Annotated in this window: 24 protein-coding genes; 18 read left to right on the forward strand and 6 right to left on the reverse strand. The window is 71.4% G+C overall.

The annotated features are described in order from the left end of the window. The first annotated feature begins 245 nt into the window (after positions 1-245). Both ACFYPA_RS21785 and ACFYPA_RS21790 read left to right on the forward strand, forming a co-directional pair. Positions 246-2,096, forward strand: coding sequence for an ABC transporter ATP-binding protein (locus ACFYPA_RS21785; protein WP_359352838.1), 1,851 nt, complete (start codon positions 246-248; stop codon positions 2,094-2,096). Then, on the forward strand, positions 2,093-3,874 hold the full coding sequence (locus ACFYPA_RS21790) for an ABC transporter ATP-binding protein (protein ID WP_359315775.1): 1,782 nt from the start codon (positions 2,093-2,095) through the stop codon (positions 3,872-3,874). The genes ACFYPA_RS21785 and ACFYPA_RS21790 overlap by 4 nt, the downstream gene beginning before the upstream one ends. Positions 3,875-3,956: 82 nt before the next feature. Here the strand turns inward: ACFYPA_RS21790 and ACFYPA_RS21795 are convergent, their stop codons facing one another. Then, positions 3,957-5,594: an MFS transporter gene (locus ACFYPA_RS21795; RefSeq protein WP_389133638.1), complete on the reverse strand. Its 1,638-nt coding sequence runs from the start codon at positions 5,592-5,594 to the stop codon at positions 3,957-3,959. 316 nt (positions 5,595-5,910) lie between these two features. Here ACFYPA_RS21795 and ACFYPA_RS21800 point away from each other — a divergent pair, with 316 nt between their 5' ends. After that, positions 5,911-6,906, forward strand: coding sequence for an AsnC family transcriptional regulator (locus tag ACFYPA_RS21800; protein WP_359083500.1), 996 nt, complete (start codon positions 5,911-5,913; stop codon positions 6,904-6,906). A gap of 15 nt (positions 6,907-6,921) precedes the next feature. Here the strand turns inward: ACFYPA_RS21800 and ACFYPA_RS21805 are convergent, their stop codons facing one another. Then, complete coding sequence (locus tag ACFYPA_RS21805; protein WP_359083501.1) at positions 6,922-7,713, reverse strand: metal-dependent hydrolase; 792 nt, start codon at positions 7,711-7,713, stop codon at positions 6,922-6,924. 170 nt (positions 7,714-7,883) lie between these two features. Here ACFYPA_RS21805 and ACFYPA_RS21810 point away from each other — a divergent pair, with 170 nt between their 5' ends. Continuing rightward, positions 7,884-10,397, forward strand: coding sequence for a DUF3516 domain-containing protein (locus ACFYPA_RS21810; RefSeq protein WP_359083502.1), 2,514 nt, complete (start codon positions 7,884-7,886; stop codon positions 10,395-10,397). A 46-nt stretch (positions 10,398-10,443) separates the two neighbouring features. Next, entirely contained in the window at positions 10,444-11,325 is an 882-nt protein-coding gene (locus ACFYPA_RS21815; protein ID WP_359083503.1) for an acyl-CoA thioesterase II, read from the forward strand. A 28-nt stretch (positions 11,326-11,353) separates the two neighbouring features. On the opposite strand, the gene ACFYPA_RS21820 is transcribed toward ACFYPA_RS21815, so the two are convergent. Beyond that, positions 11,354-11,578, reverse strand: coding sequence for a DUF6011 domain-containing protein (locus tag ACFYPA_RS21820; RefSeq protein ID WP_359083504.1), 225 nt, complete (start codon positions 11,576-11,578; stop codon positions 11,354-11,356). Positions 11,579-11,645: 67 nt separating this feature from the next. Here ACFYPA_RS21820 and ACFYPA_RS21825 point away from each other — a divergent pair, with 67 nt between their 5' ends. The 3 genes from ACFYPA_RS21825 (at position 11,646) to ACFYPA_RS21835 (ending at position 15,793) form a co-directional block, all read left to right on the forward strand. Further along, entirely contained in the window at positions 11,646-12,335 is a 690-nt protein-coding gene (locus ACFYPA_RS21825; protein WP_389133643.1) for a hypothetical protein, read from the forward strand. 215 nt (positions 12,336-12,550) lie between these two features. Further along, positions 12,551-14,323, forward strand: a complete 1,773-nt coding sequence (locus tag ACFYPA_RS21830) for a cation:proton antiporter (protein ID WP_359083506.1) — start codon at positions 12,551-12,553, stop codon at positions 14,321-14,323. A gap of 129 nt (positions 14,324-14,452) precedes the next feature. Further along, positions 14,453-15,793: a chloride channel protein gene (locus tag ACFYPA_RS21835; protein ID WP_389133645.1), complete on the forward strand. Its 1,341-nt coding sequence runs from the start codon at positions 14,453-14,455 to the stop codon at positions 15,791-15,793. A gap of 27 nt (positions 15,794-15,820) precedes the next feature. Here the strand turns inward: ACFYPA_RS21835 and ACFYPA_RS21840 are convergent, their stop codons facing one another. After that, the gene (locus ACFYPA_RS21840; protein ID WP_359083508.1) at positions 15,821-16,258 is read right to left on the reverse strand and encodes a hypothetical protein; all 438 of its coding nucleotides are present in this window, start codon (positions 16,256-16,258) and stop codon (positions 15,821-15,823) included. A gap of 144 nt (positions 16,259-16,402) precedes the next feature. Between ACFYPA_RS21840 and ACFYPA_RS21845 the strand changes: the two genes are divergently transcribed. From ACFYPA_RS21845 to ACFYPA_RS21855, 3 genes are all read left to right on the forward strand, one after another. Continuing rightward, positions 16,403-16,996, forward strand: a complete 594-nt coding sequence (locus ACFYPA_RS21845) for an XRE family transcriptional regulator (protein WP_359083509.1) — start codon at positions 16,403-16,405, stop codon at positions 16,994-16,996. Between the two features lie 14 nt (positions 16,997-17,010). Then, positions 17,011-17,541 (forward strand): GNAT family N-acetyltransferase, encoded by a 531-nt coding sequence (locus ACFYPA_RS21850; protein ID WP_359315765.1) that lies wholly within the window; start codon positions 17,011-17,013, stop codon positions 17,539-17,541. A gap of 84 nt (positions 17,542-17,625) precedes the next feature. Next, a complete protein-coding gene (locus tag ACFYPA_RS21855; RefSeq protein WP_359083680.1) occupies positions 17,626-18,114 on the forward strand; it encodes a glutathione peroxidase in 489 nt (162 codons plus the stop codon). Between the two features lie 81 nt (positions 18,115-18,195). Here ACFYPA_RS21855 and ACFYPA_RS21860 read toward each other — a convergent pair whose 3' ends face one another. Beyond that, positions 18,196-19,425 carry an acyl-CoA dehydrogenase family protein gene (locus ACFYPA_RS21860; RefSeq protein WP_389133649.1) on the reverse strand — a complete coding sequence of 410 codons (1,230 nt, stop codon included), beginning with the start codon at positions 19,423-19,425 and terminating at the stop codon, positions 18,196-18,198. Between the two features lie 171 nt (positions 19,426-19,596). Here ACFYPA_RS21860 and ACFYPA_RS21865 point away from each other — a divergent pair, with 171 nt between their 5' ends. Then, positions 19,597-20,247 carry a TetR family transcriptional regulator gene (locus tag ACFYPA_RS21865; RefSeq protein ID WP_359083512.1) on the forward strand — a complete coding sequence of 217 codons (651 nt, stop codon included), beginning with the start codon at positions 19,597-19,599 and terminating at the stop codon, positions 20,245-20,247. Between the two features lie 10 nt (positions 20,248-20,257). Here ACFYPA_RS21865 and def read toward each other — a convergent pair whose 3' ends face one another. Further along, positions 20,258-20,803, reverse strand: a complete 546-nt coding sequence (gene def, locus ACFYPA_RS21870) for a peptide deformylase (protein WP_359083513.1) — start codon at positions 20,801-20,803, stop codon at positions 20,258-20,260. Positions 20,804-21,113: 310 nt separating this feature from the next. Between def and ACFYPA_RS21875 the strand changes: the two genes are divergently transcribed. The 6 genes from ACFYPA_RS21875 to ACFYPA_RS21900 all read left to right on the forward strand — a co-directional run bounded on the left by ACFYPA_RS21875 (position 21,114) and on the right by ACFYPA_RS21900 (position 26,271). Further along, entirely contained in the window at positions 21,114-22,352 is a 1,239-nt protein-coding gene (locus ACFYPA_RS21875) for a MurT ligase domain-containing protein (RefSeq protein ID WP_148015277.1), read from the forward strand. Between the two features lie 34 nt (positions 22,353-22,386). Further along, positions 22,387-23,115, forward strand: a complete 729-nt coding sequence (locus ACFYPA_RS21880; RefSeq protein WP_359083518.1) for a glutamine amidotransferase — start codon at positions 22,387-22,389, stop codon at positions 23,113-23,115. A 143-nt stretch (positions 23,116-23,258) separates the two neighbouring features. Further along, a complete protein-coding gene (locus ACFYPA_RS21885; protein WP_219571799.1) occupies positions 23,259-24,284 on the forward strand; it encodes a 6-phosphofructokinase in 1,026 nt (341 codons plus the stop codon). Positions 24,285-24,402: 118 nt separating this feature from the next. Further along, entirely contained in the window at positions 24,403-25,353 is a 951-nt protein-coding gene (locus ACFYPA_RS21890; RefSeq protein WP_389133653.1) for a cytochrome c oxidase assembly protein, read from the forward strand. Between the two features lie 99 nt (positions 25,354-25,452). Then, a complete protein-coding gene (locus ACFYPA_RS21895) occupies positions 25,453-25,584 on the forward strand; it encodes a hypothetical protein (RefSeq protein ID WP_359083688.1) in 132 nt (43 codons plus the stop codon). A 150-nt stretch (positions 25,585-25,734) separates the two neighbouring features. Then, positions 25,735-26,271: a hypothetical protein gene (locus ACFYPA_RS21900; protein ID WP_359083522.1), complete on the forward strand. Its 537-nt coding sequence runs from the start codon at positions 25,735-25,737 to the stop codon at positions 26,269-26,271. Position 26,272: the final 1 nt, after the last annotated feature.

Here is a 26,272-nt window from a genome sequence, read left to right on the forward strand (position 1 = left end):
CCCTCCGGCGTCCGAGGCCGTCCTCGTCCGCGGGGTGCGGCGAATGTGTGCCCAATCTTTACTCCGTTCTCCACTCCGTGAACCGGTGCGGCATTGCCCCGCGTTCACGGACCCGGCGCGTAAAAGGGTTTGCCTCGGCCCCTGCGGGGAGCGAGGCTGGGGCGGTTTGGTTCCCCCACACACTCCCCCACGTGTTTCTGGAGGTCCTTCACGGATCTCAGCTCCTTCCGATCTTTTGGGACGTCATGCACATTCGCGATCTTCCGTACTCGGATCCCGGCCATCCCGACGTCCGGTCGGGCCCTCGCTTCCTGCTCTGGCTCGGCCGCAACCAGATCCGCGGACAGCTCAAGTCCATGTCGTGGGGTCTGCTGCACCAGTGCTCCATCGCGGGGCTGCCGCTCGGCGTCGGGTTCGCCGTGCAGTCGGTCGTCGACCGGTCCGGCGGGCGACTGGCTCTGGCGGGCGGCATGATCGCGGTACTCGGCGTGCTGATCGCGGTGGGCGACACCATGCTCCACCGGACCGCTGTCACCAACTGGATCACCGCCGCCGCCCGGGTCCAGCAGCTGCTGGCCCGCAAGACCGCGGAGCTCGGCTCGGCGCTGACCCGACGGGTCGCCGCGGGCGAGGTCGTCGCGGTGTCCACCGGCGACGTGGAGAAGATCGGCTGGTTCGTCGAGGCGCTCTCCCGCTTCGTCGCGGCCGCCGCGGCCCTCGTCATCATCTGTGTCGGGCTCGTCCTCTATCTGCCCTCGCTCGGCGTGCTCGTGGCGCTCTCCATGCCGCTGCTCGCCCTGGCCGTACTGCCGCTCCTCCCCCGGGCCACGCGCCGCGCCGACGTCCAGCGGGAGAAGGCGGGCAAGGCCACCGAGCTGGCCTCCGACACCGTGGCCGGGTTGCGCGTGCTGCGCGGCATCGGCGGCGAGGAGCTGTTCCTCGGCCGCTACCGGCGCGCGTCGCAGGAGGTCCGCAAGGCCGCCGTGCGCAGTGCCCGGATGTGGTCGCTCATCTCGGCGATCCAGGTGCTCCTGCCGGGGCTGCTGCTGATCTCGCTGGTCACCTACGGCGCCACGCTGGCCCGGGACGGGAAGATCGACGTCGGTCAGCTCGTGACGGTGTACAGCGCGGCGACCCTCTTGCTGTTCCCGTTGCGGCACTTCGAGGAGATCGCCATGGCGTACTCCTTCTCCCGGCCGTCCGCGCAGCGCGCGGTCCGGGTCCTCTCGCTGAACCGGGTCGCACAACAGTCCACGGTCGACGCGGCTGCGACCGGTGACCTGTACGACCCGGCCACCGGCCTGATGGCGCCGGAGGGGCTGTTCACCGCGGTGGTCTGCGGCGACCCGGACGAGGCGGGCCGCCTCGCCGACCGGCTCGGCGGCCATGCCCAGCCGGGCGTGGCCCAGGAGGGCGGGGCGGAGGACGCCGCGGCTCCCGTGCTGCCGTCGGTCCTGCTCGGGGGCGTACCCCTGGACGAACTGGAGCTCGACGCCGCCCGGACCGCCGTCCTGGTCCAGGACAAGGACCCGGTGCTGCTCTCCGGCACGCTGCGCGAACTGCTGGACGTGCCGTCGTCCGGCCGGGTCGCCGCCGCGGACGCGCTGGCGGCCGCGCGGTGCGGCGATGTCCTGGACGCGCTCGCGCAGGCGTCCGTCAACGGGGACGGCGACCCCATGAACACCCGGATCACCGAGCGCGGCCGGTCGCTTTCGGGCGGCCAGCGTCAGCGGCTCGCCCTGGCGCGGTCGCTGGTGACCGACCCGGAGGCCCTCGTGCTCGACGAGCCGACGTCAGCCGTCGACTCGCACACCGAGGCGCGGGTGGCCGAGGGCATCAAGGCGCTGCGCAGGGGCCGCACGACGGTGGCGTTCGCCTCGTCCCCGCTGCTGCTCGACCTGGCGGACCGGGTCGCGCTGGTCCACGGGGGCACGGTGGTCTCGGTCGGCACCCACCGTGAACTGCTGCGTGACGAAGCGCGTTACCGCGCGGTCGTCACCCGTGAGACCGACGACGAGATCGTCGCGGCGGGACCGGACGGACACGAAGACATCGACGCGATCGACACGATCGAGGAAATCGAGGAGAGGGCATGATCGGCGTCGCACCACCGTCGTACGACCCGGCCGCCCCGGAGTCGGCGACGACCCTGCCGGTCGGCACCCCGGCGACCGTACGCACCTATGTCGGGGAGCTGATGCGGCGCCACCGGCGGCCGTTCCTCGTGGTCACGGTGCTCAACTGTGTCGCGGTGATCTCTTCGATCGCGGGCCCCTACCTGCTGGGCGGGCTGGTCGAGGACCTGTCGGACGGGGTCACCGACCTTCATCTGGAGCGCACCGCCGCGGTGTTCGCACTGGCGCTGGTCATTCAGACCGTGGTCACCAGGATGATGCGGCTGCGCAGCGCCATGCTGGGCGAGGAGATGCTGGCCGATCTGCGCGAGGACTTCCTCGTGCGGTCGGTGCGCCTGCCGCCGGGTGTGCTGGAGCGGGCCGGGACGGGCGATCTGCTGTCCCGGATCACCACGGACATCGACCGGCTCGCCAACGCCATGCGTGAGGCGGTGCCGCAGCTGGCCATCGGCGTGGTGTGGGCGGGGCTGCTGCTCGCGGCGCTCGCCGTCACCGCTCCCCCGCTGGCGCTCTCGGTCCTCATCGCGCTGCCGGTGCTGATCATCGGCTGCCGGTGGTACTTCCGCCGGGCGCCTTCGGCGTACCGCTCGGAGGCGGCCGGGTACGCGTCGGTCGCGGCGATGCTCGCGGAGACGGTCGACGCCGGACGGACCGTGGAGGCGCACCGGCTGGGGGCGCGGCGGGTCGCCCTGTCGGACCGGCGGATCGCCGAGTGGACCGCGTGGGAACGGTACACATTGTTCCTGCGGTCGGTGCTCTTCCCCGTCATCAACGCCACGTACGTGACGATTCTCGGTGCGGTCCTGATGCTCGGCGGCTGGTTCGTCATCGAGGGCTGGCTCACCGTCGGGCAGCTGACGACGGGCGCGTTGCTCGCGCAGATGATGGTCGATCCCATCGGCCTGATCCTGCGCTGGTACGACGAGTTGCAGGTCGCCCAGGTGTCGCTGGCCCGCCTCGTGGGGGTCCGCGAGATCGAGCCGGACGCGGGTGACGACGGCGTGGCGCCGGACGGCCGTGAGGTGCGCGCCGACGAGGTGCGCTTCGGCTACCGCGCCGGTCTCGACGTGCTGCACCAGGTGTCGCTGGATGTCGCTCCCGGTACGCGGATGGCGCTGGTCGGGCCGTCCGGTGCCGGCAAGTCCACGCTGGGCCGGCTGCTGGCCGGGATCTACGCCCCGCGGACCGGGGAGATCACCCTGGGTGGTGCGCGGTTGTCGCAGATGACGGCGGAGCGGGTCCGGACGCATGTGGCCCTGGTCAACCAGGAGCACCATGTGTTCGTCGGCTCGTTGCGGGACAATCTGCTGCTGGCCCGTACCGGTGCGGGGGACGCGGAGCTGTGGGCCTCGCTGGCCGCGGTCGACGCGGACGGCTGGGCGAGGGCGCTCGCCGAGGGGCTGGACTCGGAGGTCGGCTCGGGCGGCCTGGTGCTCACCCCGGCGCAGGCGCAGCAGATCGCGCTGGCCCGGCTGGTGCTGGCCGATCCGCACACGCTGGTGCTGGACGAGGCGACGTCGCTGCTCGACCCGCGTGCGGCCCGGCATCTGGAGCGTTCGCTGGCCCGGGTGCTGGACGGGCGTACGGTCGTGGCGATCGCCCACCGGCTGCACACGGCGCACGACGCGGACGTGATCGCCGTGGTCGAGCAGGGCCGGATCAGCGAACTGGGCAGCCATGACGAGCTGGTCGCGGCGGACGGTGCGTACGCCGCGTTGTGGCGGTCCTGGCACGGCTGACGCGGGCGGGCTCATGACACAGGGCGGGCGGGCTCGTTGCTGAGCCCGCCCGCCCTGTCGTCGCGTCCCGAGGGTGTTGCCGTCAGCCGCGGTGCCGCACCGCGGCCGGGTCGCCGCCCCCTCCGCGGGTCATCTCGTCCGCAGCGGTGCCGGCCGGGACGGGGTGCGCGGCGACCGTCACCGTGGCGGTGGACGTCCTGCGCGGCCGGAGAAGGACCACGGACACGAGGGCGGCGAGCAGCGTGAGCGCCGCGGCCACGATCAGGCACAGCCGGAGCCCGTCGAGGAAGGCGTCGCTCATCGCGCCCAGGGCCTGGCCGGTGTGCGCGCCCAGGTTCATCTGGGCGACCGCACCGAGACCGCCTTCGCGGGCGGTCTCCACGATCTGCTGACGGTCGGCTCCGGAGATCCCCGCGTCGCCGAGATGAGCGGGGAAGGTGTTCAGGGCGCGGGAGGTGAGGAGGGCGCCCAGAACAGCCGGGCCCAGTGCGCCGCCGATCTGGCGGAAGGCGTTATTGCCCGCTGCGGCCATGCCCGCCAGATGGTGGGGGACGGAGGCGACCGCGGTGGCCGTCATGGGCGTCAGGATGCCGCCCATCCCGATGCCCAGCAGGGCCAGCCGCCACGCGAGGGAGGCGAAGGACGTGTCCGCGTCGAGGGTGGTCATGGAGAGCAGCGCGCCGGAGACGACGAGCAGCCCGGCAGTGATCAGGGTGCGGGCGGGAACCCGGTGCATGAGACGGGAGACGGGACCGCCGACGACGATGGAGGCGGCGGTGACCATGAGGAGCCGGCAGGCCGCCTGCAGCGTGTCGAGTTGTTGCACCATGCCGAAGTAGAGGCTCAGCAGGAAGAAGAAGCCGATGAGCCCCAGGAACGTGATCATCGCGACGAGGGTGGTGGCCGTGAACGCCGGGCTGCGGAACAGCGCCAGGTCCAGCATCGGGCTGTCGCTGCGGCGCTCCGCCATGACGAACGCGACGGCGCCGGCCACGGCGATGAACAGGGCCACCAGGACCCGCGTATCGGTGAAGGACCCGGCGCCGCCTTCGATCACCCCGTACACCAGCGCGGTGATCGCCACCGCGGCGGTGATCTGGCCCGGCCAGTCGAGCCGTCGCCCGTGCGGGGCGCTCGAGTCGGGCAGCAGTCGCGCGGCGACGGCCATCGCCAGCAGCGAGACGGGGATGACCAGGAGGTAGATCCATCGCCAGGCGGCGTGTTCCAGGACGACTCCGGCGATCAGCGGGCCGACGGCCAGTGCCATCAGGAGCGAGGTGGCCCACAGGCCGATGAACTTGCCGCGCTCCCGGTGGTCGGGCACCGCGTGGCTGATCAGGGCCAGCGTCGTGGGGAGCAGCGCGGCCGCGCCGAGTCCGGCGAGTGCCTGGCCGGCCCACAGCACCTCGATCGACGGGGCGGCCAGCGCCACGGCAGCGCCGACGGCGGAGAACAACAGCCCCGCCTGGAACACCTTCTTGCGCCCGTGGACGTCGCCGACCACGCCTGCGGTCAGGATGAACGCGGCCATGGGCAGTACGAAAGCGTCCTGGACCCAGGACAGTTGCGCCGTCGACGCGCCCAGCGCCGCCTGGATGGCGGGGAGGCTCACGGCGACGGTGGTCACCGGCAAGTAGGCGACGAAGACGCCTAGGCAGGCCATGACGAGCGTGGCCGCCCGTCGGTCGGGCCGGCTGCTCGCCGCTGGTGTGACGTTCAAGGAAGTACTCCTCTGCGGCGCGGTGCGCCGCGGTTGATGTCCGAGCGGGGTCCTGTCCGGCGGGAATCCCCTGCCGCTCGCTCCCGGGCGAGCGGCCGCCGCGCGGCCCGGACGGCACTGTCCGCGCCGTTGCGGGGCCGGGGTGGGTGTCGAGCCATGCGGTCACGACGCCGCGGGCACGGGCCGGACACCCGAGGGCCGGAAGACGGACGGACCCGGGCATCAGCATCGGCGAGATGGCACAGAATCAACGAAGTGACAGGTCACCTTGAGCACGAACCTCCATCCTCACCGCATCCCGTGCCACACTTCCACCGTGATCGACGACCTGGACAGGAGAATCCTCCGCTCCCTGCATCGCGCCCCGCGTGCCCCGTTCCGGCTCATCGGCGAGGTGAGCGGGGTGTCGGAGCAGACGGCTGCCCGTCGCTATCAGGCGATGCGCCGCGCGGGCGTGATGCGGGTCGTGGGCCTGGTCGATCCCGCCGTGCACGGCGAGGCCCAGTGGGTCGCGCGCCTGCGCTGCCGCCCCGACCGGGTAGCTCCCCTCGCCGACTCTCTCGCCCGGCGCCCCGACATCGCCTACGTCGGCATCGCCTCGGGCGGCTCGGAGATCATCTGCGTCATCCGCTCGCCGCTCCACGCCCCGCGCGAGGACATGCTGCTCCAGCAGTTGCCCAGGTCCGCGGCCGTTCTCGACCTCAGTATCGATCTGCTCATCCACCCGTTCGGCGACCCCGGCACGGCAGGCTGGACCGGCTACGGCGGACACCTCACCGCGGAGCAGGAAGAGCGGCTGGCCGACGGCCCCCTCCGCACCGGGGCCGGCCCGCTCCTCCCCCTCACCACCGAGGACGGACCGCTGCTCGACGCGCTCGCCGAGGACGGCCGCACCTCGCACACCAGGCTGGCGGAGGTCACCGGCTGGTCCAAGGGCCGCGTCGCCCGACGGCTGGAGGCGCTGGAGGCGTCAGGCACTCTCTCGTACGACATCGACCTGTTGCCGGAGCCTCTCGGTTACCACCTCAACGCCACCCTCTGGCTGCGCGTCGCCCCCGCCCTCCTGGAAGACACCGGAAACGAGATCGCCCGTCACGACGAGGTGGCGTTCGCCGGTGCCACCAGTGGCGAGCACAACATGATGGTCATCGTCATCTGCCGCGACGCCGAGGAGTTCTACCGCTATCTGACCACCCGCCTCGCCGCCGCTCCCGGCGTCGACGCCTACGGGGTGAGCATCCGGGTGCGCCGCCTCAAGCAGGCCGCTTCCCTCATCTCGCACGGCCGGCTGGTCCCGCCGGCACCCGTGTAACCGTGGGGCGTGCCGTCAGATGAAGTTCATGGCGGCGGCTCCGCCCACTCCCCCGGCCACCATGAACACCGGCATCAGCACCTTCAGCTCCACCCAGCTGCCGGCCCTGAACCGCATGGCCTTGGGCGGCCCTATCGGGTACCAGCGCTTGCGGCCGATCGGAATGGGCCAGAGGATCGGGCAGCCGGAGACGGTCAGCGCGTCACCGATGTCGTGGACGAGGGCTCCGAGCACGATGGGCAGGCCGAGCCAGGCGTATTCCTGGCCGGGGGCGTCGAAGAGCCAGTCGGAGCCGTTGCCCGCCTTGTCCAGCACGCCGGCGAGGATCCACGCGCTGGTCGCGCCGAGCAGCCACACCAGGACGTCGCTGGAGACCCGGGCTGCCCGCCACAGGAGCCCTTCGACGGCGAGCACCAGGTGGACGAAGAGGATCGCCAGCACCGCCCACCGGCCACCGGTGATCGCCGCCGCGGAGGCGCCCGCGCCGATCAGGACCGCCCACAGCCAGGTGTGGGTCAGTGTGCGGTGGCCGCCGCTGCGGTTCGAGTCGCCCCGCAGCTTGGTGGCCTTGTAGACGGCGTGCGAGAGCTTGTCGACGATCTCGCAGAGTCCGCGTGAGACCGGTCCGAAGGCGCGCGAGATGGTCGCCGACTTGTGGTCGAGGTCCGGGGCGAGCGCCGCGCCCGCGGTGATCAGCGCGCCGACGACCAGGACGGGCCACGGCATGGCGTGGCCCGCGGCAGCCGCGGCCGCGCCCACCCCCAGCCAGGCCGCTGCCCCTGACAGAGAGTGTGCCGGTCCCATCATGGCTGTTTCCGCCCCCGTAGACGTCGAGAGATGCGCCAGGCATGGCCCGCGCACCGGTTGTGGCCACCATCGGTGTGGTGCGGCCGAGTTGAGTGGGCAGCGTATCGTCCGTGATCTTCGTACCGTCGTCCGGTTCCCTCATCGGGGCCGAAGGCAGGCAAGATGGGGGCGTGACCCTTATCGATCAGCTGCCCCCGACCGACGACCCCGACGCCCTCTTCGAGGCTTTCTCGTCATGGACCGAGACGCAGGGGATCACCCTCTATCCCGCTCAGGAGGAGGCGCTGATCGAGGTGGTCTCCGGGGCCAACGTGATCCTTTCCACCCCCACCGGTTCCGGAAAGAGCCTGGTCGCGGCGGGTGCGCACTTCACCGCCCTGGCCCAGGACAAGGTCACCTTCTACACCGCTCCGATCAAGGCGCTGGTCTCGGAGAAGTTCTTCGACCTGTGCAAGCTGTTCGGTACGGAGAACGTCGGCATGCTCACCGGCGACGCCTCCGTCAACGCCGATGCCCCGGTGATCTGCTGCACCGCCGAGGTACTGGCGTCCATCGCGCTGCGTGACGGGAAGTACGCGGACATCGGCCAGGTCGTGATGGACGAGTTCCACTTCTACGCGGAGCAGGACCGCGGCTGGGCGTGGCAGATCCCGATCCTTGAGCTGCCGCAGGCCCAGTTCGTCCTGATGTCGGCCACGCTCGGTGACGTCCGGATGTTCGAGGAGGACCTGACCCGCCGTACCGGCCGCCCCACCTCGGTGGTGCGTTCGGCGACCCGTCCGGTCCCGCTGAGCTACGAGTACCGGCTGACGCCGATCACCGAGACGATCACCGAGCTCCTGGACACCCGGCAGTCACCGGTCTACATCGTGCACTTCACCCAGGCCGCGGCCGTCGAGCGCGCGCAGTCGCTGATGAGCATCAACATGTGCACCAAGGAGGAGAAGGAGAAGATCGCCGACCTCATCGGCAACTTCCGCTTCACCACCAAGTTCGGTCAGAACCTCTCGCGTTACGTACGCCACGGCATCGGTGTGCACCACGCCGGCATGCTCCCGAAGTACCGCCGTCTGGTCGAGAAGCTCGCGCAGGCGGGGCTCCTGAAGGTCATCTGCGGTACGGACACGCTCGGCGTCGGCGTCAACGTCCCCATCCGCACCGTGCTGTTCACCGCCCTCACCAAGTACGACGGCACCCGGGTGCGTACGCTGCGCGCCCGTGAGTTCCACCAGATCGCGGGCAGGGCCGGGCGGGCGGGCTTCGACACGGCGGGCTTCGTCGTCGCCCAGGCTCCTGAGCACGTCGTCGAGAACGAGAAGGCGGTCAAGAAGGCCGGTGACGACCCGAAGAAGAAGCGCAAGGTCGTCCGCAAGAAGGCCCCCGAGGGCTTCGTCGCCTGGTCGGAGACCACCTTCGACAAGCTCATCCAGTCCGATCCGGAGCCGTTGAACTCGCGTTTCCGGGTGACACACACCATGCTGCTGTCGGTGATCGCGCGTCCCGGCAACGCCTTCGAGGCCATGCGGCATCTCCTGGAGGACAACCACGAGCCGCGCAAGGCGCAGCTGCGCCACATCCGCCGGGCGATCGCGATCTACCGCTCGCTGCTGGACGGCGGCGTCGTGGAGCGGCTCGACAAGCCCGACGCGGAGGGCCGCATCGTGCGGCTCACCGTCGACCTGCAGCAGGACTTCGCGCTGAACCAGCCGCTGTCGACGTTCGCGCTCGCCGCCTTCGAGCTGCTCGACGCCGAATCGCCGTCGTACGCGCTGGACATGGTCTCGGTGGTGGAGTCGACGCTGGACGACCCGCGCCAGATCCTCGCCGCGCAGCAGAACAAGGCGCGCGGTGAGGCGGTCGGGCAGATGAAGGCCGACGGCATCGAGTACGAGGAGCGGATGGAGCTCCTCCAGGACGTGACGTACCCGAAGCCGCTGAGCGAACTGCTGTGGCACGCGTACGACGTCTACCGCCAGAGCCACCCGTGGGTGAGCGACCACCCGGTGTCACCGAAGTCGGTGATCCGCGACATGTACGAACGCGCCATGACGTTCACGGAGTTCACGTCGAACTACGAGCTGGCGCGCACCGAGGGCATCGTGCTGCGGTACCTCGCGAGCGCGTACAAGGCGCTGGAGCACACCATCCCGGACGACATCAAGTCCGAGGACCTGGAGGATCTCATCGCCTGGCTGGGCGAGATGGTCCGTCAGGTCGACTCCAGCCTCCTCGACGAGTGGGAGCAGCTCGCCAATCCCGAGGTGGAGACGGCCGAGCAGGCGCAGGAGCGCGCCGACGAGGTCAAGCCGGTCACGGCCAACCCGCGCGCCTTCCGGGTGCTGGTGCGCAACGCGATGTTCCGCCGGGTCGAGCTGGCCGCACTGGACCGGGTCCGTGACCTGGGCGAGCTGGACGGCGACGCGGGCTGGGACGAGGACGCGTGGGGTGAGGCGATGGACGCGTACTGGGACGAGTACGAGGAGCTGGGCACGGGCCCCGACGCCCGCGGTCCGAAGCTGCTGAAGATCGACGAGGACGCCGAGCACGGCCTGTGGCGGGTCCGCCAGACGTTCGCCGACCCGAACGGCGACCATGACTGGGGCATCAGCGCCGAGGTCGACCTGGCCGCCTCCGACGAGGAGGGCCGGGCGGTTCTCCGGGTCACGTCCGTGGGCCAGCTGTGAGCGCGTCCGTACCGACGGCGCCGCTTCGAGAGTGGAGAGCAACCGCATGACGAACCCCGCCGAGCACCTGGTCGACCTGCTCGACCTGGAACGGATCGAGGTCAACATCTTCCGCGGCCGCAGCCCCGAGGAGTCCCTCCAGCGGGTCTTCGGCGGGCAGGTGGCGGGCCAGGCCCTCGTGGCGGCGGGCCGCACCACGGACGGGGAGCGGCCGGTGCACTCGCTGCACGCCTACTTCCTGCGGCCGGGGCGTCCCGGGGTGCCGATCGTCTACGAGGTCGAGCGGGTCAGGGACGGCCGGTCGTTCACGACGCGCCGGGTGACGGCCGTGCAGCAGGGCCGGACGATCTTCAACCTGACGGCGTCCTTCCACCGCCCGGAGGAGGCCGGCTTCGAACACCAGCTGCCGCCGGCCCGGGTCGTTCCCGATCCCGACGAGCTGCCGACGGTCGCCGACGAGGTGCGCGAGCACCTGGGCGGCCTGCCGGAGGCACTGGAACGGATGGCGCGCCGTCAGCCCTTCGACATCCGCTACGTCGACCGGCTGCGCTGGACGCGGGAGGAGATCAAGGACGCGGACCCGCGCAGCGCGGTGTGGATGCGCGCGGTCGGCCCGCTCGGGGACGATCCGCTGGTGCACACCTGTGCGCTGACGTACGCGAGCGACATGACGCTGCTGGACGCCGTGCGCATCCCGGTGGAGCCACTGTGGGGGCCGCGCGGCTTCGACATGGCGTCGCTGGACCACGCGATGTGGTTCCACCGGCCGTTCCGGGCCGACGAGTGGTTCCTGTACGACCAGGAGTCGCCGGTGGCGACCGGCGGGCGGGGTCTGGCGCGCGGCAGGATCTACGACCGCGAGGGCAATCTGCTGGTGTCGGTGGTGCAGGAGGGACTGTTCCGGCGGCTGGGTACACAGCCGTCCTGATGACCCCCCGTTCCGGCGGCCGGGCGGCTCAGATGCCCGGCAGGGGGTCCTGCTCCACCTCGTGACGGCGCATGCGGATGTCGGGCGGCGCCGGGTGCAGTTTCGCGTCGCAGGTGGGGCCGAGACCGGTGCGGCGCGAGGCCGTGCCGGTGAGGGGGCGGCCGCACACGCGGCAGCGCACCGGGCGGGGGCCGGTGTCCGCGGCGGTGCCGGGCAGCGGTTCGGGGCCGGGGCCGGGTTCTGGAGACTCCACGCGCCGATCCTCTCAGGTGCCGGTCTACGCTTCGCCTTCCCGACCACTCACCCCGGAGGATCCGTACGTGCCCAGCACCCTGAAAGTGACGGCCCTGCCCAAAGACGGCAAGGCCCGCCCCGAGGTCCTGCCCGGTGTGGCGGAGGGGTTCGATCACGTCGTCGTCGACACGTCCCAGGGCCCTTTCCACGTGGTCGCGTACCTGGAGCGCGAACTGCCGGCGGGCGGCATACCCGCGTATCTCGCGGCGCGGAAGGACGGAGCCCGCTCCTTCGTGATGTGGGCCGACCCGCAGCGCCGCTCACGGCTGGCCACGCTCGTCACCACCTCGGCCGGCGGGGGCGTGTCGGAGTATCAGGTGTGGGGAGGGCAGGGTGAGCTGATCGGTACGTTCGTCCGGGAGAAGGCCCTGTCCGGCAAGGGGCTGCGCACCCGCTGGACCGTGGCTCAGTCGGGCTGCCCGCAGGCCGCCGGCTTCAAGGGCCGGATCTTCTGGTGGTACTTGTGGTGGGCGTTGTTCCCGCTGTGGGTCGCCATCGGCGTGGGGAGCCTCTTCAGCGGCGGCGGCGATGTGCCTCGCGGGCCACGGCGCATCGTGTGGCGGGCCGGCGGGGAAGCGCCACTGGAGTACCGGTCCGAGGACGAGGTCGTCGCGCACGCACCCTGGGTCGACTTCCGGCTGGCGGCCGCCCTGACCGCGGTCGTCCGCTCGTTCGACAGCTGGCTCGGCACACCGTGGGACGACAGGAAGAAGTGACCGCGCCCCGGCCCGGCCCGGCGTCGTCGCGGGCCGGCAGCCGCACCCTCGCGCCGTTAGGCCATTGGATGGATACCGCGGGCCCCTGCCGGCCCCCGGCGCGCGCCTGACCGCCCTGCCGCACCCCTGCCGCGGAAGGTGGTCGCGCGCGGTGTTCCGCGGGCCCCGACCACGGCCCACGGCACCGGAGGGACGGCGTCGGAGGAGGTGCGGTCATGACGGCCGATCAGGTGCTCGTGGGGCTGGGACTGATCGTGGTGCTCGCGGTCGCCTCGCAACTGCTGGCGAACCGGTTGCGCGTGCCCGCACTGCTCGTCCTCCTTCCGGTCGGCTTCGCCGCCGGGGCGCTCACGGACGACGTCGACCCCGAGCGCCTGCTGGGCGCCGCCTTCTCGCCGCTGGTGTCCCTGGCGGTGGCGTTGATCCTGTACGAGGCCGGTCTGGGCCTGGACCTCGAACGGCTGAAGGGTCACACGCGCCGGGTCGTGCACCGGTTGCTCTGGCTCGGGACGGTGCTGACCGTGGTGTCCGCCGCGCTCTTCGCCGTACCGGTTCTGCACATGTCGATGGGGGCCGCGGTGATGCTCGCCGCGATCCTGGTCGTCTCCGGGCCGACCGTCGTCGGTCCGCTGCTGGGCTTCGTCCGGCCCACCGAGCGGCTGCAACGCGTCCTCATCTGGGAGGGCTCGCTGATCGACCCGGTGGGCGGCATTCTCGGGGCCTTCGTCTTCCACGGCGTCGTGGCCGCCGACGGCCACCACCGCTTCGGCAGCCAGCTCGGGGAGTTCTCGGTCAGTGCTGCCGTCGGCCTGGCCGGCGGCGTGGCCGGGGCGGCGCTGCTGTGGCTGGTGCTGAGCCGGGTGCGGCTGAGCGAGGAGCTGGGGACCTCGGTACAGATCGCGGCGGTCGTCGGCGTGGCCGCGGCCTGCGACGTGCTCCGCGACGACACGGGGCTGATCTCGGCGGTCGTGATGGGAATGGCCATGGCCAATCTGCCGGGTGTGGACATCCCGGCCAGGCGGCCGTTCTTCGACACGCTGGTCTCGCTGATCATCGGGCTGCTGTTCGTCTCCATCTCCGCCACGGTCACCCCCGCGTCGCTGCGGCACGTGGTGCTGCCGTCGCTCGCGCTGGTCGCTCTGCTCGTCCTGGTGACCAGGCCGCTGGTAGCTCACCTGGCGACGCTGGGTACCGATGTGCCGCGCGGAGAACGGTGGTTCATCGGCTGGATGGCCCCGCGTGGCATCGTCGCCGCGGCCACGGCGTCCACGTTCTCGGCCGAGCTGATCGAGAAGGACATCGCGGGCGCCGAGCGCATCCTGCCCGCCACTTTCGTCGTGATCGTGGCCACCGTCATGCTGTACGGCCTGACGGCTTACCCCGTCGCCCGACGGCTCGGGGTGCTGCGTCCGGCCAGGTCCAGGCCCTTGCTCGTCGGCGGCGCGCCGTGGGCCGTCGACCTGGCGCGTGCGCTCGATTCGGCGGGGCTGGACGTCCTGATGTGGGCCGGCGCCGAGCGTGAGCGGGCCCGGATCGTGGAGGCCGGACTGCAACTGGCCCCCGGCGAACTGCTCGCGTCGGCCACCGGCGCCGGCGCGGAACTCGAAGGCATCACCGGGGTGCTGCTGCTCACGGGCGAGGACGACTTCAACGCCCTCGCCTCGATGACCCTCCGCGAGAGCGTCGAGGGCCCGGTGCACCGGCTCGCGTCGCCCTCCACGAGCCACGGGGTGGTCGCGCCGTACACGGGCGGCGAGTCGCTGTTCGGAGCCGCTCTCACCGGGCCCGAGCTCTCCCGCAGGTACGAGGCAGGCTCCCGTGTGGTGGCGCGGCCGGCCGGCGACGCCCTGCCGTCCGGTCACGCGCTGCTGTTCGTGGTGGATCCGGACGGGCGGCTCACCCCGGTCACGGACGCCCGGGCCCCCGTCCCGGGCACGGGCGACACCGTCATCCTCCTGAGCCCGCCCGCCGGTGTGCTCACCGGCTGACCGCAGCGGCGCGGCCGGCGCCCGGGAGCCGGGCAGCGTGTCCCGTGCGCATGCCCCGGGACACCGCCCCGGGAATACCCGCCGGGGCGGGCGACCACAGACATCACCCAGCCGAGGGAGACAACGAACATGTCGGCCGAACCTGCCGGAGCGCCCGCCGTCCAGCCGCCCGATCCCGTCGCCATGGTCCGCACCCGCAGCTACGCGGTCCTGCTGGTCATGGTGGCGATTTTGGGGGTTCCGATCTCGGCGGGGGCCTTCGGCTTCCTCGCTCTCGTCTCCGAGCTGCAGTCGCTGACGTACGACGATCTGCCGAAGGCCCTGGGCTTCGCCGGGACGCCCTCGTGGTGGCCGGTGCCGCTGGTCGGCCTGGCGGGGCTGCTGACGGGGCTGGCCATCCGGTATCTCCCGGGCGACGGCGGGCACGAGCCGGCCGAGGGGCTGGTGAGCACCGGTGCGCCCTCGGCCGCGCAACTTCCCGGCATCGCCCTCGCGGCCATCGCCTCGCTGGGTCTCGGCGCGGTGCTCGGCCCCGAGGCACCGCTCATCGCGCTGGGCGGGGGCGCGGCCGTGTACGCGGCTCGCCTGATCAAGCCGGACATCGCTCCGGGGGCGAGCGCGGTGGTGGGGGCCGCGGGCAGCTTCGCCGCGGTCAGCGCCCTGCTGGGCTCGCCCCTCCTCGGCGCGTTCCTGCTGATGGAGGCCTCGGGTCTGGCCGGGATGATGCTGGGGGTGGCTCTCGTACCCGGGCTCCTGGCGGCCGGGATCGGCGCGCTGATCTTCACGGGTCTCGGCTCGTGGACGGGCCTGGGGACGTACTCCCTGGCGCTGCACGAGGTGCCGCGGGCGGACGGCCCCACCGTCGCCGAATTCGGCTGGGCCGTCGCCCTCGGGCTGGCGGCCGCACTCGCCGGCGCGGGCATCCACCGGCTGGCGCTGTTCCTTCAGCCGCGGGTCGCTCGGCGGAGGGTGATGGCCACCGCGGTGATGGGCCTCGCCGTCGGTGTGCTCGCCCTCGTGTACGCCGAGATCACCGGGAACTCCGCCTCGCAGGTGCTGTACTCGGGCGAACACGCCCTGGATCCGCTGCTGGCCGACTCCGCGAAGTACTCGGCGGCCACTCTCGTGGTGCTCATCGTCTGCAAGTCGCTGGCCTACTGCGCCTCCTTGAGCGCCTTCCGGGGCGGTCCCGTCTTCCCGGCCATGTTCGCCGGCGCCGCGGGCGGTCTCGCGCTTTCCCATCTCCCGGGGCTGAACCCGACATCCGGATTCGCGATGGGGATCGGGGCGATGTGTGTGGCCATGCTGAAGCTGCCGATGACATCGGTACTGCTGGCCACGTTGCTGCTGGGGTCCGAGGGTCTGACCGTCATGCCGCTCGTGATCGTCTCGGTGGTCGTCTCCTACGTCCTCACGCTGAGGATCACTCCCCCACCGGCAGCATTCGCCACGAAGCGGCCCGCGCCGTAGACACGCCGCGGGCCGTACGAGGTGCCGTCAGGCCCGCCCGCGCTCCCCGGATCCCGCACAGAGCGCCCAGATGATGAAGATGTCCAGCGCGATGAGCACGATGGACCACAGCGGGTAGTGCGGCAGCCAGGCGAAGTTGGCGAGTGCACCGAGCCCGGCGAGGACGACGCCGACGGCGCGCGCCCAGAAGGCGCCGGTGAACAGGGCGCAGCCTGCGAGGACGATGACGATGCCGAGGATGAGGTGGATCCAGCCCCAGCCGGTCAGGTTGAACTGGAACACGTAGTTGCGCGTGGTGACGAACACGTCGTCCTTGGCGATGGCGGAGATCCCCTGGAGGATCGCCATCGCGCCACCGAAGATCATCAGGACCGCGGCGAAGGCGGTCCACCCCGTCCGGAGCGGGTGGCGGGAGTCCGTCGCGGCGCCCGGCGCCGCGTCGGGTCGGTTGCTCGTACTGGCCATGCCGGCCTCCTCGGGTAGCAGAAGTGCCTGGCAGGACCGAAGCGCCCGGCCGGGCATCCCCCGTACCAGCGTGGCACGACAGCGGGTGACCGGCACCACAGGCGAAGCCCACGGGCCCCGCCCGCGGCCTCTCCATACGGAGATATGCTCTCTGATGTGAGAGAGAGGGAAGTGGACCGGGCGACGGCCGTGGAGGCCGGGCTCGCGGCGCGGCTCGGTGCGCTGCGGGTCGAACGCGGCTGGTCGCTGGACGAGCTGGCCCGGCGCAGCGGGATGAGCCGGCCGACGCTCTCACGGCTCGAACGCGGTGAGCTGAGCCCGACGGCGGCCCAGCTGGGCCGGCTGTGCGGCGTTCACGGGATGACCATGTCCCGGCTGCTGCTGGAGGTGGAGGCGCAGCCGCCGCAGCTCGTGCCCGCCGGGCGTCAGACGGTGTGGCGGGACGAGGCGACGGGCTTCGTCCGCAGGTCCGTTTCCCCGCCGCATGCCGGTCTGCGCGCGGAGGTCATCGAGGGCCTTCTCGACGTGGGTGCCGAGATCTCGTACGAGAATCCGCCGGTCCCCGGCCTGGAGCAGCACATCTGGGTGCTGGAGGGGACGCTGGCGGTCACCGTCGACGAGACCGTGCACACGGTCGGCCCCGGCGACTGCCTGCGGTTCCGGCTGCGCGGACCTTCGCACTTCCATTGCCCGGGCCCGGAGCGGGTCCGTTACGCACTGATGATCGTCACACCGTGAAAGGACCCTGCCGCATGACCGAGATCGTTTCGGTGTCCGGACCCGAACTGGTCACGTACGCCGATGAGCTGGCCGCCCTCCTGGTGGAGACGGTCGACGGCGGATCGTCCGTGGGCTTCCTCGCCCCGCTCGACCGGGATGCCGCCGCGGACTGGTGGCGGGAGCGTGCCGCCTCCGTGGACGCGGGTCATCACCGCGTCTGGATCGCGCGGGACGGTGAGCGGATCGCGGGAACCATCGGCCTGGCCCGCACGCCGCTGCCGAACGCCCGTCATCGCGGGGAGGTGGCCAAGCTGATGGTCCGCCCGTCGGCACGGGGACGGGGGCTCGGAAGGAGCCTGCTGGACGCCGCCGAGCGCTCGGCGGCCGAGGACGGCGTCACGCTGCTGGTCCTGGACACCGAGAGCGGCAGTCCGGCCGAGCGGCTGTACCGCTCGGCCGGCTGGACGGAGTGCGGCTCCGTTCCGGACTATGCCGCCGACCCGGCCGGTGTCCTGAAGCCGACCACCTTCTACTACAAGGCGGTCGGCCGGGACGCGGGCTGAACCGGACGGCGGGGCGATCGGCTTCGTACCGCTGGATCTCCGGGAGCGACAATGGCCGTGGAAGACACCGACGAGGAGATATCCATGACGCTGCACGACATCCCGCTCCACACCCTCACGGGCGAGCCGACCACGCTGGGCGCCTACAGCGGCCGGGCGGTCCTGCTGGTGAACGTCGCATCCAAGTGCGGGCTGACCCCGCAGTACGCCGGTCTCGAGCGGCTGCAGAAGGAGTACGGGGACCGGGGCTTCACCGTGCTCGGCGTGCCCTGCAACCAGTTCGGCGGCCAGGAGCCCGGGAGTTCGGAGGAGATTCAGACGTTCTGCTCGACGACGTACGGGGTGAGCTTCCCGCTGCTGGCGAAGACCGACGTCAACGGCGCGGGCCGGCATCCGCTGTACGCGGAGCTCACGCGGCTCGCGGACGCGGACGGCGAGGCCGGTGACATCCAGTGGAACTTCGAGAAGTTCCTCATCTCCCCCGCGGGCGAGCCGGTGGCCCGGATCCGTCCCCGTACGGAGCCGGAGGCCCCGGAGGTCGTCGCCGCCATCGAGGCGCAGCTCCCCGCCTGAGGACCGGGTCGGTGCGGACCGGCCCCCGTCCCTGTCACGCGGACAGGGACGGGGGCCGGTTCGCCGATCGCCCGACGCGGCTCAGCGGATGGGCATCCCTGACAGCGTGCGGGCGATGACCAGGCGCTGGATCTCGCTCGTCCCCTCGAAGATCGTGTAGATCGCGGCATCCCGGTGCATCCGCTCCACCGGGTACTCACGGGTGAAGCCGTTGCCGCCGAGGATCTGGATCGCCTGGGCGGTGACCTTCTTGGCGGTCTCGCTCGCGTACAGCTTGGACATGGAGCCCTCGGCCGACTCGAACGGCTTGCCGGCGGACGCCATCCACGAGGCGCGCCAGACGAGCAGGCGCGCCGCGTCGATCTGGGTACGCATGTCGGCGAGCTGGAAGGCGATGCCCTGGTTGTCGATGATCGGGCGCCCGAACTGGGTCCGGGTCTTCGCGTAGTCCAGCGCGACCTCGTACGCGGCCCGTGCGGTGCCGACCGCCATCGCGCCGACGGCCGGGCGGGAGGCCTCGAACGTGGCCATGGCGGCGTTCTTCACGCGCTCGCCACCACCGGAGGCGGCGCGCTCGCGGGCCCGGGCGAGCCGCTGGTCGAGCTTCTCCTTGCCGCCGAGCAGGCAGTGGACCGGGACGCGCACGTCCTCCAGGACGACCTCGGCGGTGTGCGAGGCGCGGATGCCGTGCTTCTTGAACTTCTGGCCCTGCGAGAGGCCGGCGGTGTCCGGCGGCACGATGAAGGAGGCGTGTCCCTTGGAACCGAGCTCGGCGTCGACGACCGCGACCACGACGTGGACGTTGGCGATGCCGCCGTTGGTCGCCCAGGTCTTGGTGCCGTTGAGCACCCACTCGTCCTTGGCCTGGTCGTACACGGCGCGGGTACGCATCGAGGCGACGTCGGAGCCGGCGTCGGGCTCGGAGGAGCAGAAGGCGGCGACCTTCACGTCGTTCGCGTCGCCGTACATCTGCGGTATCCAGGTGCCGATCTGCTCCTCGGTGCCGTTGGCGAGGACGCCGACGGCCGCCAGGCCCGTGCCGACGATCGACAGCGCGATGCCCGCGTCGCCCCAGAACAGCTCCTCCATGGCCATCGGGATGCCGAGACCCGTGGGGTCGAAGAACTGCTGGGCGTAGAAGTCGAGGGAGTAGATTCCGACCTTGGCGGCTTCCTGGATGACGGGCCAGGGCGTTTCCTCACGCTCGTCCCACTCCGAAGCTGCCGGACGGATCACATCCGCGGCGAAGCCGTGGAGCCAGTCACGGACCTGCCTCTGGTCGTCGTTGAGCTCGAGCGCGAACTCCGCCATGTTCCCCTCCACGTACTGCCGTCCAAAAAGATCGTTACTTGCGGTAACAACAGTCTGTTACCGACAAGTAGCCTGTGTCAACCGATCGGGCGGCGATCCACACACCGCTGGGCAGGGTGTTACGTTGCGCAGGCAGGACGGACATGCACGGTCAGGGGTGGGAGAAACGACATGGAGACCACACGACAGGCCGAGCGACAGCGGACCGCGGCCGAACGCCGCCGCCGCGAGCTGCTCGAGGCCGCCGACCGCGTGGTGCTCAGGGACGGTCCCGGGGCCTCGATGAACGCCATCGCGGCGGAGGCGGGCATCACCAAGCCCATCCTCTACCGGCACTTCGGTGACAAGGGCGGCCTCTACCGGGCCCTCGCCAAGCGGCACACCGACGCACTGCTGAGCGCCCTGCGGGCCGCGCTCGACGCCCCCGCCGACCGCCGCGCCCGCGTCGAGGCGACGCTCGACACCTACCTCGCGGCGATCGAGGCACGTCCGCAGGTCTACCGCTTCCTGATGCACCCCTCCGACGACGCGGCACCCCCGTCCGAGCAGGGCTTCGATGTCGGGCGGCACTCCGCCCCGCTGCTGCGCCGCCTCGGCGAGGAACTCGCCACGGTCATCGCGGAGCGGGTGGACCTCGGCCCGGACAGTCAGGGGATGGCCCGGATCTGGGGTCACGGCATCGTCGGCATGATGCACGCGGCGGGCGACTGGTGGCTCGGCGAACGCCCCTGTTCACGCGAGCAGTTGGTGCGGAGCTTGGCCGATCTGCTCTGGGGCCGGCTGGCCGCGGCCGGCGACCGCCCCGGCGGCCCCGGTTTCTGACTCGGCCTTCTCAGCCGGCGCGCCCCCAGGGCGCCCGGCGGGCCGCGCGCAACGCGCGGGCCTTGCGCAGCCCGGTCAGCCGGTCGGTGTAGACGGCGCCCTCGAGATGGTCGCACTCGTGCTGGAGGCACCTGGCGAAGAAGCCCGTCCCGCTGATCCGCACCGGCTCGCCCTCGACCGTCACCCCTTCGACCACGGCGTGGTCGAAGCGTGGCGTGCCGGCCTCGATCCCCGGGAGCGAGAGGCAGCCCTCCGGACCGCGCACGGTGATGCCGTCGGCTTCGACGAGCGTGGGGTTGACCACGTGCCCGAGATGACGGACGTCCTCGTCGTCGGGGCAGTCGAAGACGAACACCCGGAGCGGCACACCGACCTGGTTGGCGGCGAGACCGACACCCTGCGCCTCGTACATGGTGGCGAACATGTCCTCGACCAGCCGGGCGAGCGAGGGCCCGAAGTCCGTCACCGGCTCGCACGCGGCGTGGAGCAGGGGGTCGCCGAGCAGGCTCATGGCCCGGACGAGGCCGGAGCTGCCGGGGATGGGGCGGTTGCGCATGACGGTCATCGTACGTTCCAGCGACATCTCCGAAGCAGGCGGCAGGCGCCGCAGGGACCTCAAGTGGCAGCGAGGAGAGGTGCCACACGCTCAGGTTTCTCGACACCGCCCCCCGGCGGAAAAGGGCCGGGTCGGACACGCATCGGACGCGCCCCCTCTGACCTGTATGTTTGCCAGATCAGTGCGGGGGTGTTATTTGCCCCGTCGCACCTTCCACGGGAACTCCACGGGCCTGGCGGTGCCGCCGTGCCTCCGCCGCGCCGGACATCGATAGGCTGGGCGCGGACCGATGCAAGGAGGATCTAGGACGATGGCAGGCAACACGGAGCCGTTGTCGCCGCGGGCCAAGCTGGCCGTGACGGCGGGCAAGGCCGCTGCGGCGGTGTCGCGAGCGGCCGGGCGGGGCAGCGGATCGGTGATCGGCGGCCGGGTGGCGCTCAAGCTCGACCCCGACCTGCTCGGGCGGCTGGCGCAGCACCTGGACGTGATCCTCGTGTCGGCGACGAACGGCAAGACGACCACGACCCGGCTGATCGCCGAGGCACTGCGGGCCGCGGGCCCGGTCGTGTCGAACGCGCTCGGCGCCAACATGCCCGCGGGCATCACGTCGGCCCTGGCCGGCGGCTCGGACGCGCAGTACGGCGTGATCGAGGTCGACGAAAAGTACCTCGCGGGGGTCGCCCGCGACACGACGCCCAAGGTGATCGCGCTCCTCAACCTCTCGCGCGACCAGCTGGACCGCGCCGCGGAGACCCGGATGCTCGCCGAGAAGTGGCGGGAGGGCCTCTCCGGCTCGAAGGCCGTGATCGTCGCCAACGCCGACGACCCGCTGATCGTCTGGGCCGCCTCCTCCTCCCCCAACGTGGTGTGGGTCGCGGCAGGCCAGGCGTGGAAGGACGACGCCTGGTCCTGCCCGTCCTGCGGCGGTGTGATGCAGCGCCCCGGCGACGACTGGTTCTGCGGCGAGTGCGGTTTCCGCCGCCCGCCGCCCAGCTGGGTGCTGCACGGGGACTACGTGCTCGACCCGCACGGTTCGGCGTGGCCGATCCATCTCCAGCTGCCGGGCCGCGCCAACAAGGCCAACGCCACCAGCTCGGCCGCCGTGGCCGCCGTCTTCGGGGTGCCGCCGCAGGTCGCCCTGGAGCGGATGTACCAGGTGCAGGCCGTGGCCGGCCGCTACGACGTGGTCACCTTCCTCGGCCGTGAGCTCCGGCTCCTGCTGGCGAAGAACCCCGCGGGCTGGCTGGAGACGTTCTCCCTGATCGACCCGCCGCCCACCCCGGTGATCCTTTCCGTGAACGCCCGCGGCGCGGACGGCACGGACACCTCGTGGCTGTGGGACGTGGACTACACCCAGCTCGCGGGTCACCCGATCTTCGTGCTCGGCGACCGCAAGCTGGACCTCGCGGTCCGGCTCGAAGTGGCCGGTCTCGACTTCCGGGTATGCGAGAACCTCGACGAGGCCGTCCAGCAGGCTCCGCCCGGACGCATCGAGGTCATCGCCAACTACACCGCCTTCCAGGATCTGCGCCGTCGTGTCGGCAACTGACCCCGGCCCCGGGCCCCTCAGGAGAGGACGAAGCATGAGCAACAACAGCCTGCGGCTGGTGTGGGTCTACCCCGACCTGCTGAGCACCTACGGCGACCAGGGCAACGCCCTCGTGGTGGAGCGCCGGGCCCGTCAGCGCGGTCTCGACGTGTCACGCGTCGACGTGCGCAGCGACCAGCCGGTCCCCACGTCCGGGGACATCTATCTGATCGGTGGCGGCGAGGACCGGCCGCAGCGGCTCGCGGCGGAGCGGCTGCGCCGCGACGGCGGCCTCAGCCGGGCCGCGTCCAACGGCGCGATCATCTTCTCGGTCTGCGCCGGGTACCAGATCCTCGGCCACGAGTTCGTGAACGACCTCGGTGAGCGCGAGCAGGGGCTCGGGCTGCTCGACGTGGTCTCCACCCGCGGTGAGGGCGCCCGGTGCGTCGGCGACGTGCTCGGGGACATCGACCCGCGCCTCGGACTGCCGCCCCTGACCGGTTTCGAGAACCACCAGGGCGTCACCCATCTCGGGCCGACGGCACGTCCGTTCGCCCAGGTGCGGTTCGGCCGGGGCAACGGCACGGGCGACGGGACGGAGGGCGCGTACAACGACACCGTCTTCGGTACGTACATGCACGGGCCCGTCATGGCCCGCAACCCGCTGATCGCGGATCTGCTGCTGAAGCTGGCCCTCGATGTGAACGCGCTCCCGCCGTGCGACGACCGCTGGTACGAGGCGCTGCGCGCCGAGCGGATCGCCGCCGCGACACAGCCCGTCTGATGAGGCGTATTTCGCTCAGCTGAGCGGAGTCCAGCAGGCGGACGCCCGGTTCGGTCCCGCCACCCTGCGCCGGTAGGGTGGCGGGGATCCAACCGGACGACGTGGTCCGGTCGTCGGCCCACGTTGCAAAGGTTCCCCGGGCAATGCGAATTGGTGTACTCACCTCCGGCGGCGACTGCCCCGGGCTCAATGCGGTCATCCGTTCCGTCGTCCACCGTGCTGTGGTCGACCACGGCGACGAGGTCATCGGTTTCCACGACGGGTGGCGGGGCCTCCTCGAGTGCGACTACCGCAAGCTCGACCTCGACGCGGTCGGCGGCATCCTTGCCCGCGGCGGCACGATCCTCGGCTCCTCCCGGGTCCAGCCCGCGCATCTGCGCGGCGGCGTCGAGACGGCCAGGGGCCATGTCGCGGACCTCGGCCTCGACGCGATCATCCCGATCGGCGGCGAGGGCACGCTGAAGGCGGCCAACCTGCTGTCCGAGGCCGGGCTGCCGATCGTCGGCGTACCGAAGACCATCGACAACGACATCGCGTCCACCGACGTGACCTTCGGGTTCGACACCGCGGTGGGCGTGGCCACCGAGGCCCTCGACCGGCTGAAGACCACCGCCGAGTCCCACCAGCGGGTCATGATCGTCGAGGTCATGGGCCGTCACACCGGCTGGATCGCCCTGCACTCCGGCATGGCGGCCGGCGCGCACGCCATCGTGGTTCCCGAGCGCCCTTTCGACATCGACGAGCTGACCGAACTGGTCGGCCGGCGCTTCTCGGCCGGCAAGAAGTTCGCGATCGTCGTGGTCGCCGAGGGTGCGAAGCCGCGCGAGGGCTCCATGGAGTTCGAGTCGGGCGTCAAGGACGTCTACGGGCACGAGCGCTTCGCCGGCGTGGCCACCCAGCTGTCCATCGAGCTGGAGCAGCGCCTGGGCAAGGAAGCCCGCCCGGTCATCCTCGGCCACGTGCAGCGGGGCGGCACGCCGACCGCGTACGACCGCGTCCTCGCGACCCGCTTCGGCTGGCACGCGGTGGAGGCGGCGCACCGCGGCGAGTTCGGCATGATGACGGCCCTGCGCGGCACGGACATCACGATGGTGCCCCTCGCGGACGCCGTGGAGACCCTGAAGACGGTCCCGGCCGAGCGGTACTCCGAAGCCGAGTGCGTGCTCTGAGACACACCACGACCCGAGACCGCCCCCGGCCGCAATCGCGGCCGGGGGCGGTTCTACTCTGGTCGGGACAACCGGCACGAAACAGGGACGTCCCGGCGTTCCCCTCGGGAGTGAACAGATGGATCACAGCGGGCACGGCATGAACATGGATCTGCCGCTGTTCACGCTGGGACGCGGGCTCCAGTTCTCCGCGGACCCGTTCTTCCTGATCGGCTGCGTCCTCGCAGTGGTCCTGTACGGGTACGCGGTGCTCCGGCTGCGCAGGCGCGGGGACAGCTGGCCGGTCAACCGGCTCGTCTTCTTCGTCATCGGGGTGCTGACCATCGCCCTGGTGATGTGCACCAAGCTGAACGACTACGGCATGGTCATGTTCAGCGTCCACATGGTGCAGCACATGGTGATCAGCATGCTGTCGCCGATCCTGCTGCTGCTGGGCGCGCCCGTGACGCTCGCCCTGCGCGCCCTTCCGGTCGCGGCGCGGGGCAGCAAGGGGCCCCGCGAACTGCTCCTGATGCTGCTGCACAGCCGCTACATGAAGATCATCACGCACCCCGTCTTCACCATTCCGCTCTTCATCGCCAGCCTGTACGCCCTGTACTTCACCCCGCTCTTCGACTTCCTGATGGGTTCGACGGCCGGGCACCTCGCGATGATGGTCCACTTCCTGGCGGTCGGCCTGGTCTTCTTCTGGCCGATCATGGGCATCGACCCGGGGCCGCACCGCCCGGGCTATCTGATGAGAATGCTGGAGCTGTTCGCAGGGATGCCGTTCCACGCCTTCTTCGGCATCGCGCTGATGATGGCGAGCCAGCCGATGGTGAAGGTCTACGAGAACCCCTCGGCCTCGCTCGGCATCGACGCCCTGTCCGACCAGAACGCGGCGGGCGGCATCGCGTGGGCGTTCAGCGAGATCCCGTCGGTGCTGGTCCTGGTGGCCCTGGTGTTCCAGTGGTACCGCTCGGAACAGCGGACGGCGAAGCGCTCGGACCGGGCCGCGGACCGGGACGGCGACCAGGAGCTCCAGGCGTACAACGCGTATCTCGCGTCGTTGCAGGCGCGCGGACAGTAGCGGTGGAAGGGCCATCGGGGAGACGATGGCATTCACGGCCGCGCGGCCGATGAGGTTCTGGAGGGTGCGCGCATGTCCGGATCCACGAAGGCTATGGGAGTGCTCACTGTAGGTGCCCTGGTGGCGGTCACCGCGTACACGGTGGCGCTGGGGAGCAACGGCTGGCTCTGGTTCGGCTGGGTGGTGCTGGGGCTGATCACGATGGGGATGGTCGCCACCCGCGAGACCTGAGCCGGACGGAGCAGGGCCGGGCCGTTCGGTACACCCGGACGGTGCCGCTCCGCCGTTCCTTCCGAGCGCCTGCCCGGGGCCGGGCGGGTGGGCTTCTACTGTTCGGGCCATGGTGCCGCCGACACGGCGGCCGGGCCCGAGGAGTTCGTGATGGGGAACCGCGCAGGAGCGGCCGCGGCCACGACGGTGGGCCTGCTGGCCGCCGTACTCGGCGGATGCTCGGACGGTGGCGGGAACAGCGGCTCGGCCTCGGCCACGCCGTCCGCGACCGGCACGCGGGCGGCCGGTACCGTGGCTGCCGCGTCGAGCCCGCTGGGCACCATCCTGGTCGACGGCGAGGGGCGGACCCTCTATCTCTGGGAGGCGGACACCACCTCCGAGTCGACCTGCGACGGCGACTGTGCGACCTCCTGGCCGCCCGTGACCGTCAGCGGGAAACCGGTGGCCGGCAAGGGCGTGAAGGCCGCCCTGCTGGGCACCACGACGCGTGACGACGGGCGCGAGGAGATCACCTACAACGGTCATCCGCTCTACCGCTACGCGGGCGACACGAGCGCCGGGGACACCCACGGCCAGGGTTCGAACGGTTTCGGTGCGGCCTGGTACGTGCTCGACGTCGCCGGGAACAAGATCACGAAGGTTCCGCCCTCCCCCTCGGATTCGGCCTCGGCCAACGGAGGGTACTGAC

Source organism: Streptomyces sp. NPDC005775, from assembly GCF_042871565.1.
GTDB lineage: Bacteria > Actinomycetota > Actinomycetes > Streptomycetales > Streptomycetaceae > Streptomyces.